The 14,085-nt window shown below is 61.8% G+C and carries 12 protein-coding genes, 1 other RNA gene and 1 pseudogene; 13 read left to right on the top strand and 1 reads right to left on the bottom strand.

Going from position 1 to position 14,085, the window contains the following annotated elements; all coding sequences use genetic code 11:
• Positions 1-1,047 carry a tetratricopeptide repeat protein gene (locus tag AC3IYG_RS13500; RefSeq protein ID WP_489309150.1) on the top strand — a complete coding sequence of 349 codons (1,047 nt, stop codon included), beginning with the start codon at positions 1-3 and terminating at the stop codon, positions 1,045-1,047.
• 71 nt (positions 1,048-1,118) lie between these two features.
• Here AC3IYG_RS13500 and AC3IYG_RS13495 read toward each other — a convergent pair whose 3' ends face one another.
• Positions 1,119-1,397, bottom strand: coding sequence for an HU family DNA-binding protein (locus AC3IYG_RS13495; protein WP_489309148.1), 279 nt, complete (start codon positions 1,395-1,397; stop codon positions 1,119-1,121).
• A gap of 395 nt (positions 1,398-1,792) precedes the next feature.
• Between AC3IYG_RS13495 and AC3IYG_RS13490 the strand changes: the two are divergent.
• The 12 genes and pseudogenes from AC3IYG_RS13490 to AC3IYG_RS13435 form a co-directional block, all read left to right on the top strand.
• Positions 1,793-2,569: pseudogene (locus AC3IYG_RS13490) on the top strand (HAMP domain-containing protein); the annotation flags it as partial.
• Positions 2,570-2,647: 78 nt separating this feature from the next.
• Entirely contained in the window at positions 2,648-3,427 is a 780-nt protein-coding gene (locus AC3IYG_RS13485; protein WP_489313911.1) for a methyl-accepting chemotaxis protein, read from the top strand.
• Positions 3,428-3,544: 117 nt separating this feature from the next.
• Positions 3,545-3,641: signal recognition particle sRNA small type (gene ffs / locus AC3IYG_RS13480), an RNA gene on the top strand.
• A gap of 332 nt (positions 3,642-3,973) precedes the next feature.
• A complete protein-coding gene (dnaX, locus tag AC3IYG_RS13475) occupies positions 3,974-6,052 on the top strand; it encodes a DNA polymerase III subunit gamma/tau (protein ID WP_489309146.1) in 2,079 nt (692 codons plus the stop codon).
• An 18-nt stretch (positions 6,053-6,070) separates the two neighbouring features.
• Positions 6,071-6,397 (top strand): YbaB/EbfC family nucleoid-associated protein, encoded by a 327-nt coding sequence (locus tag AC3IYG_RS13470; protein WP_489309144.1) that lies wholly within the window; start codon positions 6,071-6,073, stop codon positions 6,395-6,397.
• 188 nt (positions 6,398-6,585) lie between these two features.
• A complete protein-coding gene (gene recR, locus AC3IYG_RS13465; RefSeq protein WP_489309142.1) occupies positions 6,586-7,185 on the top strand; it encodes a recombination mediator RecR in 600 nt (199 codons plus the stop codon).
• Positions 7,186-7,291: 106 nt separating this feature from the next.
• Positions 7,292-7,804 carry a sigma-70 family RNA polymerase sigma factor gene (locus AC3IYG_RS13460; protein WP_489309140.1) on the top strand — a complete coding sequence of 171 codons (513 nt, stop codon included), beginning with the start codon at positions 7,292-7,294 and terminating at the stop codon, positions 7,802-7,804.
• The gene (locus tag AC3IYG_RS13455) at positions 7,805-8,800 is read left to right on the top strand and encodes a FecR domain-containing protein (RefSeq protein WP_489309138.1); all 996 of its coding nucleotides are present in this window, start codon (positions 7,805-7,807) and stop codon (positions 8,798-8,800) included. It begins immediately after the preceding gene.
• Between the two features lie 142 nt (positions 8,801-8,942).
• A complete protein-coding gene (locus AC3IYG_RS13450; RefSeq protein WP_489309136.1) occupies positions 8,943-11,447 on the top strand; it encodes a TonB-dependent siderophore receptor in 2,505 nt (834 codons plus the stop codon).
• 68 nt (positions 11,448-11,515) lie between these two features.
• On the top strand, positions 11,516-12,733 hold the full coding sequence (locus tag AC3IYG_RS13445; RefSeq protein WP_489309134.1) for a PepSY-associated TM helix domain-containing protein: 1,218 nt from the start codon (positions 11,516-11,518) through the stop codon (positions 12,731-12,733).
• Positions 12,734-12,784: 51 nt separating this feature from the next.
• Entirely contained in the window at positions 12,785-13,933 is a 1,149-nt protein-coding gene (locus AC3IYG_RS13440; RefSeq protein ID WP_489309132.1) for an acyl-CoA dehydrogenase family protein, read from the top strand.
• Between the two features lie 48 nt (positions 13,934-13,981).
• Positions 13,982-14,077: an acyl-CoA dehydrogenase family protein gene (locus AC3IYG_RS13435; RefSeq protein WP_489309130.1), complete on the top strand. Its 96-nt coding sequence runs from the start codon at positions 13,982-13,984 to the stop codon at positions 14,075-14,077.
• The last annotated feature ends 8 nt before the right edge of the window (positions 14,078-14,085 follow it).

Here is a 14,085-nt window from a genome sequence, read left to right as displayed (position 1 = left end):
ATGAACAGGATCAGTCTGCTGTTGGCCATGTCGGCCGTGTTATCGGGATGTCAGACCATGGGGCCGGAGCAGGCGAGCAACAGTCGCTCGATCTACACCGGCGACAATTCGGTGCTCTATCAGGTGCAGGAGCAGATCAGCTCGCCCGATCAGGCCATGCAGATGGCCGCGATGGCTTATCAGGCGGGCAGTCTGGATCAGGCTCTGTTCCAGTATCTGCGGGCGCTCGAGCTGGACCCGAAGCGCTATGCAGCCCTGGTCTGGGTTGGCCGCATCCACCGTGAGCGGGGCAATACCCAGCTCGCCGAGATGGCGTTCACTGATGTGCTGACCAATGATCCAGGCAATCTCGACGCTCTGACGGAAATGGGCCTGCTGAACCTGGCCAGGCGCAATCACGAGCATGCGCAGGAATTGCTGTTCAAAGCAGTCGCTGTAGACCAGAAGCGCCTTGGTAACGACAAGGGCGGCAGTCTGCCCGGTGTGGCTGAGCTCAAGGTGGATAGCCAGTCGCCGCTCAAGGTCTACAACGGACTTGGGGTGCTCGCGGATCTACGCAGCGACTTCCCGCAGGCCGAGGCCTATTACCGGCTGGCCATGCTTATCGAGCCGCATTCCGCGTTGGTGCACAACAGCCAGGGATATTCCTATTACATGGCCGGGCTGTGGCCTGAAGCCGAACGCATGTACCTGCGTGGTGTGAGCTACGACGTCTACTACCATCCGCTCTGGCGCAACTATGGCTTGTTGCTGGCACGTATGGGGCGTTATGAGGAGGCCGTCTCCGCCTTCGAGCAAGTCGAGAAGCGTGCTGAAGCCAGCAATGATGTCGGTTACGTGTGCCTGGTGGAAGGCAAACTGGACTTGGCCGAACAGTTTTTCCGCAACGCGATCGAACAGTCGCCAGCGCATTACGCCATAGCCTGGGAAAACCTGGGCAGGGTTCAGCAGATCCGGCAGATCCGGCAGATAGGGGGCAGTCCGCCTGTGGTCGAAGCTGTTGCGTCCGTTCCGGGCGTTGAAGTGACCGCGGTAGCGGTACCTTGACGGGCCCGCGTTCAAGAGAGGAGGTAGCCGCGCAGAGGTAGGGTAGTAGTCCGCCTGCGCGGTTTGCAGCCTTAGTTGATGGCGTCCGTCAGCGCCTTGGCCGGCACATACTTCACCACCTTCTTCGCCGCGATCTCGATCGCCTTGCCGGTCTGCGGGTTGCGGCCGGTGCGCGCGGGGCGATCCGTGACTTTCAACTTGCCGATGCCGGGCAAGGTGATTTCGTCGTAATTCTCCAGTGCATCGCTGACGATCTCGCTCAGCTGTTCCAGCACGGCGCGCACGGTGGCTTTCGGTGCGTCGGTGGCTTCGGCGATGTCGGTGATCAGTTGGTCTTTGCTCATTGCCATGGTGATGCTCCATTGGGTGAATAGTCAGGTTGCACGGCCTGCTGGGGCGAGTCTTCGGCGCAGTGCCAGAAGATGAGAGGCGCTTATGGCCAACTCGTTCCCGGGCTGCAAAGGCCCGCACGCTAGCACAAAAGCCTCAGCGCTTTGCAGGCCTGGCGCAACGCGCAGTGATCGGCGACCGGTGAAGGCGCTGCGTTGCGGGCCCTTGCCTTCCGTACAAGCGCGGTAAGTATTTGCTTGGCTTCGCGATTAAGGTCGCAGGCGATTGGGCCGATAGATTATCTGAGAGAGCCGCATCTGGCCTCCACGCGCAGTATCCGACGCGTGACCTGTGTCTAGTGGCGATTCCGCACGCGTCTACGTTCAACTACTTGCCTGCCGCTGGGAGATTTACCATGTTTCGTGCCTTCGCCGATCTGGGTTTCCGCTGGAAAATCGCTTTCCCCATCCTCCTGCTGGCCATACTGCTGGTGCTGATGGGCGGGTTGGGCATGCGCGGTATCACTCAGGTGGCTGACTCCAGCAGCAAGCTCACCAATCGCTATCTGCCGGCCATCAGCCTGCTGCTCAATGCCGACCGTGACCTCTACCAGGCATTCGTGGCCGAGCGCAGCTTGCTCGATGAGGCAGCCGGTGAACGCATCGAGGGGTTGAAGACGTCCCATGCGGAAAATATCCAGCAGGCCTACGAGCGTGTGCACAAGTACGAAGACATGCAGCCGAGCAATGAGGCCAAGCAGTTGGTCGACCAGTTCGACCGTGGCTATGCCACCTGGAAAGCCACCAGTTCGCGGGTCGTACAGCTATCTTCGAGCGATCCGGTGGCGGCCAGCGCACTGAGTTTCGGTGACAGCGAAGCGCAGTTCGATTCAATGCGCGATGCCATCGACAAGCTCGGTGAACTCGAAGACAAGGCGGCCAACGATGAAGGCACGGCCGCCATCGACCTGGGTGAGTCGCTGAGCTGGCAGCAGGGTGTGATCGTGGCCATTGGCTTGTTGGTCTGCCTGGTGCTGGTGGTTGGCTTCCCGATACTGGTAACCCGGCCGTTGGAAAATCTGCTGCACCGGATCGAACAGATCGCCGATGGCGATGGCGACCTGCGCGTGCGCCTGGATGTGTTGTCCCGCGATGAGTTGGGCAAGCTCAGCACGGCCTTCAACCGTTTCCTGGACAAGTTGCAGCCGCTGATCAAGGAGGTCGGTCGGGTAACCGGTGAGGTCGCGGCCTCGGCGCAGAGCCTGGCGGGCATGGCGGCGGCCAACGACCGCTTGATCAGCAGCGAACACGCGGCGGTGGATCAGGTCAGCACGGCGGCCACCGAAATGAGCACGGCGGTCAATGAAGTGGCACGTAACGCGCAAAATGCCTCGGACGCCGCGCGTTCGGCGGAAATCCAATCGCGCGAAGGCGCCAAGGTGGTCGGTGCGACCATCAATGCAATGCGCCAGTTGGCCCATGAGGTTGAGAGTGCCTCCGGCGCCATCCAGACCCTGGAGCAGGAAACCGCCAATATCGGCGCGGTGCTGGCGGTGATCAAAGGCATTGCCGAGCAGACCAACCTGCTGGCATTGAACGCGGCCATCGAAGCGGCGCGGGCGGGCGAGCAGGGTCGCGGCTTTGCCGTGGTGGCCGACGAAGTACGGGCCTTGGCCGCGCGTACCCAGGATTCGACCAAGGACATCCAGCAGATGATCGAGCGCCTGCAGGTCGGCGTGCAGAATGCGGTCAAGGCGATGGACTCGGGCAGCGTCAAAGCGCGTGACAGCGTGGACAAGGCTGCCGGGGTGGATCAGATCCTCACCGACTCCAGCGACTCGGTAGGACGGATCAACGACATGGCCGCGCAGATTGCCACCGCCTGCGAGGAACAGAGCAGCGTGACCGAGGAAATCGCCCGCAATATCAGTGATATCCGCGATCTCTCCAACGAAGCCGCCGTCACCTCGGAAAAGAGCACGCAAGCCAGCATGCGGCTCTCCGAGCTGTCCTCCGGGCTGGCGCAGCTGGTCGGTAGTTTCCGCGTATAGGCAGGCGCAAGTGCTTGTCGCGGATGTCTTTTTAATCCGCAGTTGGCGGTTGTAAGTTGCCAGCAAGTGGTTACAATAGCGCGGCCCACCGCCAGGTGGGCAGCGTTATGGTGACCCCATCGGTCCCCCCGCAACGATCAGCCGTGAACCCGGTCAGGCCTGGAAGGGAGCAGCCGCAGCGGTGACATTGTGTGCCGGGGTGTGGCTGGTGGGGTTGCCTCCAATCTCCCTGGTTCGCCCTTCTGTTAAAGGTTTTTTCACGCTAAACCACGCAGTGGCACAAGCGGTGATACAGCCATTTCTCCTGTCTCATTTCATTCTTGCTGTCCCGCCACTCGACTTGCTTCGAATTGTGCTGTCGGATGCCGTTAGCTGTTTGCGTCTTCAGTTATTTGCCCCTCAGTATCCCCAGGCTTCGCCCTGCCGGCGCCTGCATTCGCTCCAACACCCAGCCAGTGGCGCAATTGCCAACCGCATCGGATGCAATTTGCTCCGTGCTCCGCTAGGATTAGCCGACTTCTTGCTCCCCAGCTGCGACGGTTTTCGATGAGTTATCAGGTTCTTGCACGTAAATGGCGTCCGCGCTCGTTCCGCGAAATGGTCGGCCAGACCCATGTGCTGAAGGCTCTGATCAATGCCCTCGACAGCCAGCGCCTGCACCATGCCTATCTGTTCACCGGTACCCGCGGGGTGGGGAAGACCACCATTGCGCGGATCATCGCCAAGTGCCTGAATTGCGAAACCGGCATCAGTTCGACGCCCTGTGGGGTCTGTTCGGTCTGTAAGGAGATCGACGAGGGGCGCTTCGTCGACCTGATCGAAGTCGACGCCGCCAGCCGGACCAAGGTCGAAGACACCCGCGAGCTGCTGGATAACGTGCAGTACGCGCCGAGCCGTGGGCGCTTCAAGGTGTACCTCATCGACGAAGTGCACATGCTGTCTTCGCACTCGTTCAATGCGTTGCTGAAAACCCTCGAGGAGCCGCCACCCCACGTCAAATTCCTGCTGGCGACCACCGATCCGCAGAAGCTGCCGGTCACTATTCTGTCGCGTTGCCTGCAGTTTTCCCTGAAGAACATGCCGCCGGAGCGTGTGGTCGAGCACCTGACCCATGTGCTGGGCGTCGAGAACGTGCCCTTCGAGGAGGATGCGCTCTGGCTCCTGGGGCGTGCGGCCGATGGTTCGATGCGCGACGCCATGAGCCTCACCGATCAGGCCATCGCCTTTGGCGAGGGCAAGGTCTTGGCTGCGGATGTGCGGGCCATGCTCGGCACGCTCGATCACGGCCAGGTCTATGGCGTGCTGCATGCGTTGCTGGAAGGCGATGCGCGTGGTGTGATCGAAGCGGTGCGCCACCTGGCCGAGCAAGGCCCGGATTGGAGCGGCGTGCTGTCGGAAATGCTCAATGTGCTGCACCGCGTGGCCATTGCCCAGGCGTTGCCCGAGGCGGTCGACAATGGCCAGGGCGACCGTGATCGCGTGCTGGCATTGGCGCAGGCGCTGCCGGCCGAAGATGTGCAGTTCTATTATCAGATGGGCCTGATCGGGCGGCGTGATCTGCCGCTGGCGCCGGACCCGCGCAGTGGCTTCGAGATGGTGCTGCTGCGGATGCTGGCCTTCCGACCGGCGGATAACGATGATGCGCCGAGGGTGGCGCTAAAGCCGCTAGGGATTAGCCAGGCCACTGCTGATCCCCGTCCTAACCCAGTGGCCGGAGCTGCTGTGGCGGTGCCGGCTGTGCCAGTGGCTGTGGCTCCAGTGGTAACGCCTGTCGCGGAGCCAACGCCTGTGGTGGCGCCCGTTGCCGAGCCGCTTGTTGTTGCCGATGCCATGACCCAGCCCGTGCCGGTTGAGGCTGTCGTGCTGGCGCCAGTCGTCGCGCCTGTCCCGGTGCTCGCGCAGCCCGTCATTTCGCAGCCCGCACCTGTGGTGCAGGCGGTCGAGGTCGTCGATCTGCCCTGGAATGAGCCAAGCGTTGCGACGCCTGCGCCGGTTGTCGTGGCCGAACCCGCCGTGGCACCCGTGGCGCCTGTGCCCGCTCCAGCGGTGCTTGAGTCGGTCTCGATGCTCGATGATATGGAGCGTGACGATGAGCCACCGCCCGGGGATGAGGATTACTACGGGATCGATGGTGAGACCGATGCTTACCTCGATGCCCTGGAGTCTGTCGCCGCTGCCGCGCCTGTTGTCGAAGCGGAGCCGCAACCTGCGGCGCAGCCGGCCACCGGCTTGGCGGCTGACTGGTTGGAGCTGTTTCCGCGCCTGGGCATAACCGGTTTGACCGGTAGCATCGCGGCCAACTGCACCCTGGTCGCCATCGAGGGCGATACCTGGCGTCTGCACCTGGACCCGGCGCAGAGTGCGCTGTTCAACGCGACCCAGCAGCGGCGCTTGAACGATGCCCTGAATCAGTACCATGAGCGGCCGCTGACCCTGGAAATCGAGTTGCGCAAGCCCGAACAGGAAACCCCGGCGCAGGCCGCTTCGCGCAAGCGCGCGGACCGTCAGCGTTCGGCGGAGGCGTCGATCCATGACGATCCGCTGGTGCAGCAAATGATGCAGCAGTTCGCCGCGGTGATCCGCGACGGTACTATTGAACCCGTTGATTCCCTAGTGACCCCCTGAATATTTGAGGTGATTCCCATGATGAAAGGTGGCATGGCCGGCCTGATGAAGCAGGCGCAGCAGATGCAAGAGAAAATGGCCAAGATGCAAGAAGAGCTGGCCAACGCTGAAGTGACCGGCCAATCCGGCGCGGGTCTGGTCAGCGTGGTGATGACCGGTCGGCATGACGTCAAGCGCATCAGCCTGGATGACAGCCTGATGCAGGAAGACAAGGAAGTGCTCGAAGACCTGATCGCGGCGGCCGTGAACGATGCGGTGCGCAAGGTCGAGCAGAACAGCCAGGACAAGATGTCCGGCATGACCTCGGGGATGCAGCTCCCGCCCGGCTTCAAAATGCCCTTCTAGTAATGGGGAGCCCAGCCAGCGCACATTACTGCGTTGCAAGCAGGCGCGGGCATCCTCATTTACAGCAGTAAACTCCGGTGCCCACGCCTGCTGCCGTCTGATCACCCCGACGGCTTTGCGCGTAGGGAAAGGTTGAAAGACACTGGGCGGACCCCTCCCCGAAACATCGTCGTTACCGAGTATCTAGCATGAGCTTCAGCCCGCTGATTCGCCAACTGATCGACTCCCTGCGCATTCTGCCGGGGGTGGGGCAGAAGACTGCGCAGCGCATGGCTTTGCAGATGCTCGAACGGGATCGCAGCGGCGCCCTGCGCCTGGCGCAGGCGCTGACCCAGGCGATGGAAGGCGTCGGGCACTGCAAGCAATGTCGTACCCTCAGCGAGGATGACATCTGCCAGATTTGCCTCGACCCACGCCGCGATGACACGCTGCTTTGCGTGGTGGAGGGGCCGATGGATGTCTATGCGGTCGAGCAGACCGGCTTTCGCGGGCGCTACTTCGTACTCAAGGGGCACCTGTCGCCGCTGGATGGCCTGGGCCCTGAGGCCATCGGTGTGCCCGACCTGCTGGCGCGCATCGAGCAGGCGGCTTTCAGCGAGGTGATACTCGCCACCAATCCGACGGTGGAAGGTGAGGCGACGGCCCACTACATCGCCCAACTGCTGGCCAACAAAGGCCTGATCACCTCGCGCATCGCCCATGGCATGCCGCTGGGCGGCGAGCTGGAGCTGGTCGATGGCGGCACGTTGGCCCATGCATTGGCTGGCCGACGTCCAATCAGCCTTTAATTCGGTGCAAGTGGCGTTATCGGCAGATCGACTCTAGCAATTTACACTTGAGAAGCATTACCATTTGCGCCTTTGTTTGGTGCGGTCTGGTTATCAGGTGCTCTCAATGTCGGTCGGCGAGCTTTCATCCCTGCAGTCTCTGCAACACCTGTATCGCGAGCACAACGGCTGGCTGAATGCCTGGCTGCGCAAGCGTCTGGGTTGTGCGCATAACGCTGCCGACTTGGCTCAGGACACTTTCATGCGAGTGCTGGCCAAGGAGTGTGAGCTGCCGACGCTTCGCGAGCCACGCGCCTACCTGTCGACCATTGCCCATTCTCTGCTGGTCAACTTCTGGCGTCGCCAGGCCCTCGAGCGGGCCTACCTGGATGCCTTGGCCTTGCAGCCGGAAATGCTTGCGCCGTCACCGGAAGAACGCGAGTTGATCATGGAAACCCTGCTGGCGATCGACGCCATGTTGCTGCGCTTGCCGCGCAAAGTGCGTCAGGCGTTCCTGCTGTCGCAGCTGGATGGCCTGACCTACGTGGCGATTGCCGCGCGTCTGGAGGTTTCCGAGCGCATGGTGAAGAAGTACATGGCCCAGGCCATGTTGCATTGCCTGATGCTGGCGGAGGCCTGAATGGTGCCCGTGGTTAACGCTCAAGCCAGCGATTACGCCGTTCTGCAGCAGGCGGCCGAGTGGTTCGCCGTACTCAGCAGCGGTGAAGTCAGTGAGGCGCAGCGCCAGGCCTGGCAGCTGTGGTTGTCGGTGAAACCCGAGCATGCGGCGGCCTGGCAGCGTGTGGAGACGATCAGTGGTCAGTTCGAACGCTTGCCAGACGGCAGCCATCGGGCCGCGGCCGGGCAGGCGTTGCGCGCAGCGGGCAAGAGTCGCCGTCAGGCTCTGGGCATGCTCGCCTTGCTGTGCGGTGGTGCGGTATTGGCGTTGGCCACTCCACGACGCTCGCCCTGGTCGGCGTGGGTGGCGAGCGAGCGAACGGGCACGGGTGAAATCCGCCAAACCGCTTTGGCCGACGGCACGCAACTGTGGCTGAACAGCAACAGCGCCGTCGATATCGATTACCACACGCGCTTGCGCCGGCTCCAGCTGTACCGTGGCGAGGTACTGATCGACAGCGCCCATGACTCTCTCGTTCCTTCGCGCCCCTTGGTTGTGGACAGCCAGCAAGGGCGCCTGCGTGCGCTCGGTACGCGTTTCAGCGTACGCGAAGGCGAGGGCTTCACGCAGCTCAGTGTCTTCGAGGGCGCAGTGGAGATAACGCCGGCAGGACGCGGTGCTCGGCAAGTGGTCGATGCCGGCCAGCAGGTGCGTTTCAGTCGTGATGACAGTGATGCGATCGAAAAGGCCGAACCGGGCCGTCAAGCCTGGAGCCAGGGCGTGCTGCTGGCCGACAACATGCGCCTGGGCGATTTCATCGCCGAGCTATCCGACTACCTGCCAGGTTATCTGGGTTGTGATCCGCGAATCGCCGACCTGCGCTTGGTCGGCGCCTACCCATTGGCCGAGCACGGCAAGATTCTGGCGGCCCTGGAGAACAGTTTGCCGATCAGGGTCAATCGCCGCATGCCTTGGTGGACCACCCTGGAGCCATTGCCAGCAGCGGCCTCGGATTAGCGGCAGGCGACCTGCTGAATGAGTTTTTATCGCGGAAGATAAATATTTTCATTTATGGGTTCCCCTTTTTGCCTTTCGTTTGGCTTTAGGCGCATAGGGCATGCGCAAAGCGCGCAGCCACACACCAAACGGAAACACCTTAATGCGTTCCAGTCGATCCACTCCTTTCTCGTTGTCCATCACGTCCAACCGGCTACGCCCCTCGATACGTCTGGCATTGATGGCATTGCCGCTGGCAGCGCTGCAGCCGTTACTGGTGCATGCCGAGACGCTGGAGGCAGGGGCGTCTTCGGGGTACGAACAGGCCGTGCGTCACTACCAGATTCCGGCAGGGCAGTTGTCTTCGGCACTCAGCCGCTTCGCTGGCGAGGCCGGGGTGATGCTGTCGGTCGATGGGCGCCTGACCGAAGGTAAAACGACCCGAGGTCTGCAGGGCGATTTCTCTATCGCTGAGGGTTTTGTTCGGCTGCTCGCGGGCAGCGGTTTGCAAGCGGCCCAGGATCAACAGGGTGGTTATTACCTGAGTGCCAGCAGCGGCGATGCCGCATTGGAGTTGCCGGCGGCCTCGGTAAAGGCCTTTGCCCTGGGCAACGCACTCGGCAGCATGGACGGCTACAGCGCCACCCACAGCAGTGTGGCGACCAAGACCAGCAAGGAACTGGTGAAAACCTCGCAGAGCGTGTCCGTGGTCACCCGCGAGCAGATCGACAAGCAAGGTTCGGTCACCGTTGCCGAAGCCGTGCGCTACACCCCGGGTGTGCTGACCAACCCTTACGGCAGCACCCATCGCTACGACTACCTGGCCATGCGCGGGATCAACGACGGTTCGGTGGACAACATCATCATCGACGGCCTGAAATCGATGGGCGATCCAGGCTCCTTTTCCAGCCTGCAGATCGATCCTTATTTCATCGAACGCATCGACGTGCTCAAGGGCCCGTCCTCGGTGCTTTACGGCCGCAGCAACCCCGGTGGTCTGGCGGCGCTGACCAGCAAACGCCCGGAGTTCACCGAGTCCGGCCGCATCGACCTGTCCTACGGCAACAACGACTACAAGAGCGCCGCCTTCGACGTTACCGGGCCGCTCAACGAGCGCATCGCCTACCGCGTCGTCGGCCTGGCCAAGGACAGCGACACCCAGGCCGATCATGTCGAGGAGACCCGTTACGCGCTGATGCCGAGCCTGGCGCTCAACCTCAGTGAGGACACTTACCTCAATCTCTATGCGTACTTGCAACACGATCCCAACGGCGGTTACCACGGCAGCCTGCCGGCCTCGGGCACCCTGCACCAGCGCAATGGCGAGCGCATCTCCAGCAGCTTCTTCGAAGGCGATCCGCAGATTGAAAACTTCACCCGTACCCAGCAGATGCTCGGTTACGAGTTGCAGCACCGCTTTAATGACACCTGGAGTGCGCGGCAGAACTTTCGCTACCTGGACGCCGAGGTGGAAAACAATCAGGTCTGGGGCAATGGCTACCTGAGCTCGACCAGTAACGAGCTGTATCGCGGTTACAGCGGCGGCAAGGAGAACCTGCACGCCTGGATCGTCGACAACATGCTGCAGGCTGAATTCTTCACCGGTGCCGTCCAGCACACGGTGGTCAGCGGCCTGGACTACCAGTACTCGAAGAACAAGGTGTTCTACGACTACGACTACAGCTCGGTGACTTCGCTCGATGTATTCAACCCGATCTATGCCCCCAACGATCTGTCCGGTCTGCTCACCAGCAGTGACGCTCTGCGCCGGCAGAAGCAGACCGGCCTGTACCTGCAGGACCTGATTGAGCTCGACAACTGGCATTTCTCCATGGGTCTTCGCCAGGACTGGTACGACGTATCCATCGACGATGACTTCCAGCAGACCAAGGATGCCAACCGCGGTGAAAAATTCAGCGGCCATGCCGGCGTGCTCTATGCCTTCGACAATGGCCTGTCGCCCTATATCAGCTATTCCACCTCGTTCAACCCAACCTCGAATTACTCCGATGGGGCGCAGATCCTCAAGCCCACCACCGGGAAGCAGTGGGAAACCGGGCTGAAATTCCAGCCGCCGGGCACCGACGACCTCTACACCATCTCCTTCTTCAGCATCGAAATGGAAAACCTGTTCGCCAAGGAAAACGACTTCAACAACGACTACGAGTACAAGGGCGTTGGCGGCATCGATTCCAAGGGTATCGAGCTGGAAGCGCGGGTGCATGTCACCGACAACCTGCAACTGATGGGCGGCTACACCTACAACAAGGTGGAGTACAGCAAGTCCAACTTCGTCTTCGACGCTACGGGTGGCGTCGTGGATGCCAAAGGCAACACGCCGTACCAGACCCCCAAACACATGGCCAGCCTGTGGGCTGACTACAGCTTCAACGATGAGCTGTTGACGGGGCTGTCGATTGGCGCTGGCGCTCGTTATGTCGGCTCCAGCTATGGCAGCGACCTGAACGACTTCAAGGTGCCGTCTTACACCTTGTTCGATGCCTCGGTCAGCTACGACCTGTCGAGCGTAGGCCTGAAGGGCACTTCGGTGCGCCTGAACGCCAACAACCTTACCGATGAGTACTACGTAGCGTCCTGCTACTCGCAGAATGCCTGCTACCTCGGTGAGGAACGCACGGTGGTGGCGACTGTGACCCAGCGCTTCTAAAGCGTTGAAACGGCCGCCGGTCCGCGAGGGCCGGCGGTTTTGTGCTTCTTGCAACAGCGAACATAACGATGCGCACGATTCTGGTTTACCTGCACCGCTATATGGGCCTGGCCACTGCACTGTTTCTTGCGCTGGCGGGGCTTACCGGCAGCGTGTTGGCTTTCCATCACGAACTGGATGAATGGCTCAATCCGCAGTTCTATCGCACGGCCGAGCAGCCCGGTACGGCGCTGGACGGCCCGACGCTGATCGAGCGTCTGGAAGCGGTGCAGCCACAGCGCCTGGTCTGGTACATGGAGCAAGCCGACGAGCCCGGCCACTCGGCCCTGTTGGCCACCGTGGCGCGCAACGATCCGGCCACAGGCAAACCGTATCCATTGGCGCCGCGGGTGTACTACCTCGACCCGCACAACGCCGAGGTGCTCGGCGAGCGCGAGTGGGGTGCCTGCTGTTTCTCGCGGGAGAACTTGGTTCCGTTCATCCTCGAGTTCCACTACAACCTGAGCCTGCCAGGCAATTGGGGCATCTTGCTGATGGGGTTGGTGGCAATCCTCTGGGTGTTGGACTGCTTCGTTTCGCTGTGGCTGACCTTTCCGCGTGGCCGACCGCTCCTGCGTAAGTGGGGTAGCGCCTGGAAGATCAAGCGCCAGCGCCTTAACCATGACGTGCACCGTGCCGGTGGCCTGTGGCTATGGCTGCTGCTCACACCGGTGGCGGTCAGCAGCGTGGCGATGAACCTGCCGAGCCAGGTATTCAAACCGGTGGTCTCGCTGTTTTCGCCGGTACCGCTGAGCACCTACGAGGCGCGCGGGCGCCTGCCCAAGGACGAACTGGGCGAGCTCAAGCTGGACTATCGACAGACCTACCGGCTGGCGCGGGAGGCGGGTGATCGGCTCGGTCTGCACGCACCGATCACCGAGCTGTACTACAGCTTCGAATACAACTTCTTCGGCGCCGGCTTCGGTGACCACGCGAGTGATCAGGGCAATGCCTGGCTGTTCCTGCATGGTACGGATGGCCGCCTGATCGGTCGTGAAATTCCCGGACAGGGCACGCTTGGCGAGCGTTTCTATCAACTGCAGTTGCCCATTCACGGCGGCCGCATTCTCGGTTTTCCGGGGCGCATCCTGATCGCGGCGCTGGGTATTGCCATTGCCGTGCTGAGCATCACCGGCGTGGTGATCTGGTGGCGCAAGCAACGTGCGCGCCATTTTTCCAGGCAGCGCAGCGCAGCCAGACAGCAAGCTACGCAAACGTCGTCGGTTATGGCCGATCCCTCTTCTTGAAAACCAAGCAAGCGCTCGGTATGGTCGTGCAAACCTTTGCGGGAACCTGCCATGTCAGCTTTTCAGGAATACTTCGACGACTCCCATCAATTGGTACGCGATTCCGTTCGGCGCTTCGTCGAGCGGGAAATCCTGCCCTATGTCGCCGACTGGGAGGAGGCCGAGGAATTTCCTCGCGAGTTGTACCTGAAGGCCGGTGCCGCCGGGATTCTCGGCATTGGTTATCCCGAGCGGTTCGGCGGCAGTCATGAGGGCGATCTGTTCGCCAAGGTGGCGGCCAGCGAAGAGCTGATGCGCTGCGGCTCCGGCGGCCTGGTGGCGGGGTTGGGCTCACTGGATATCGGCTTGCCACCGGTGGTGAAATGGGCCAAACCGGCGATCCGTGACCGGGTGGTGCCGCAGGTGCTGTCCGGCGAGAAGATCATGGCACTGGCGGTCACCGAGCCGTCGGGCGGCTCGGATGTGGCCAGCCTGAAAACCCGTGCCGTGCGTGATGGCGATTTTTACCGGGTGACCGGCAGCAAAACCTTTATCACCAGTGGCGTACGTGCCGACTACTACACGGTGGCCGTGCGCACGGGCGGCGAGGGCTTCGGTGGGGTCAGCCTGTTGCTGATCGAGAAGGGTACGCCGGGCTTCACCGTCGGCCGCAAGCTGAAGAAGATGGGTTGGTGGGCATCCGATACCGCCGAGTTGTTCTTCGATGATTGCCAGGTGCCGGTGGACAACCTGATCGGCGTGGAAAACATGGGCTTTGCCGGGATCATGGCCAACTTCCAGTCCGAGCGGCTGGCGCTGGCGATCATGGCCAATATGACCGCCGAGCTGGCCCTCGAGGAGTCGTTGACCTGGGCCCGGCAGCGCGAAGCGTTCGGTAAACCGATCGGCAAGTTCCAGGTGCTCAAGCACCGCCTGGCGGAGATGGCCACGCAACTGGAGGTGTCCCGCGAGTTCACCTACCGCCAGGCGGCGAAGATGGCCGCGGGCAAGTCGGTGATCAAGGAAATTTCCATGGCCAAGAACTTCGCCACCGATATCGCCGACCGCATCGTCTACGACGCGGTGCAGGTCGCCGGTGGCATGGGTTATATGCGCGAAAGCCTGGTGGAGCGGCTGTACCGCGACAACCGGATTCTCTCGATTGGCGGCGGCACGCGGGAAGTGATGAACGAGATCATCAGTAAGCAGATGGGCTTGTAGGCGCTCGAACGCGTTAAGGCATTTGGGCCTTTATGGCGCGAAAGCCTGGTGGAGCGGCTGTACCGCGACAATCGGACTCTCTCGATTGGCGGCGGCACGCGGGAAGTGATGAACGAGATCATCAGTAAGCAGATGGGCTTGTAGGCTTCAGC

Source organism: Pseudomonas sp. KH_027 (genome assembly GCF_057838565.1).
Note: the sequence above shows the minus strand (reverse complement) of the source record. Positions and strands in the feature narration are given on the sequence as shown.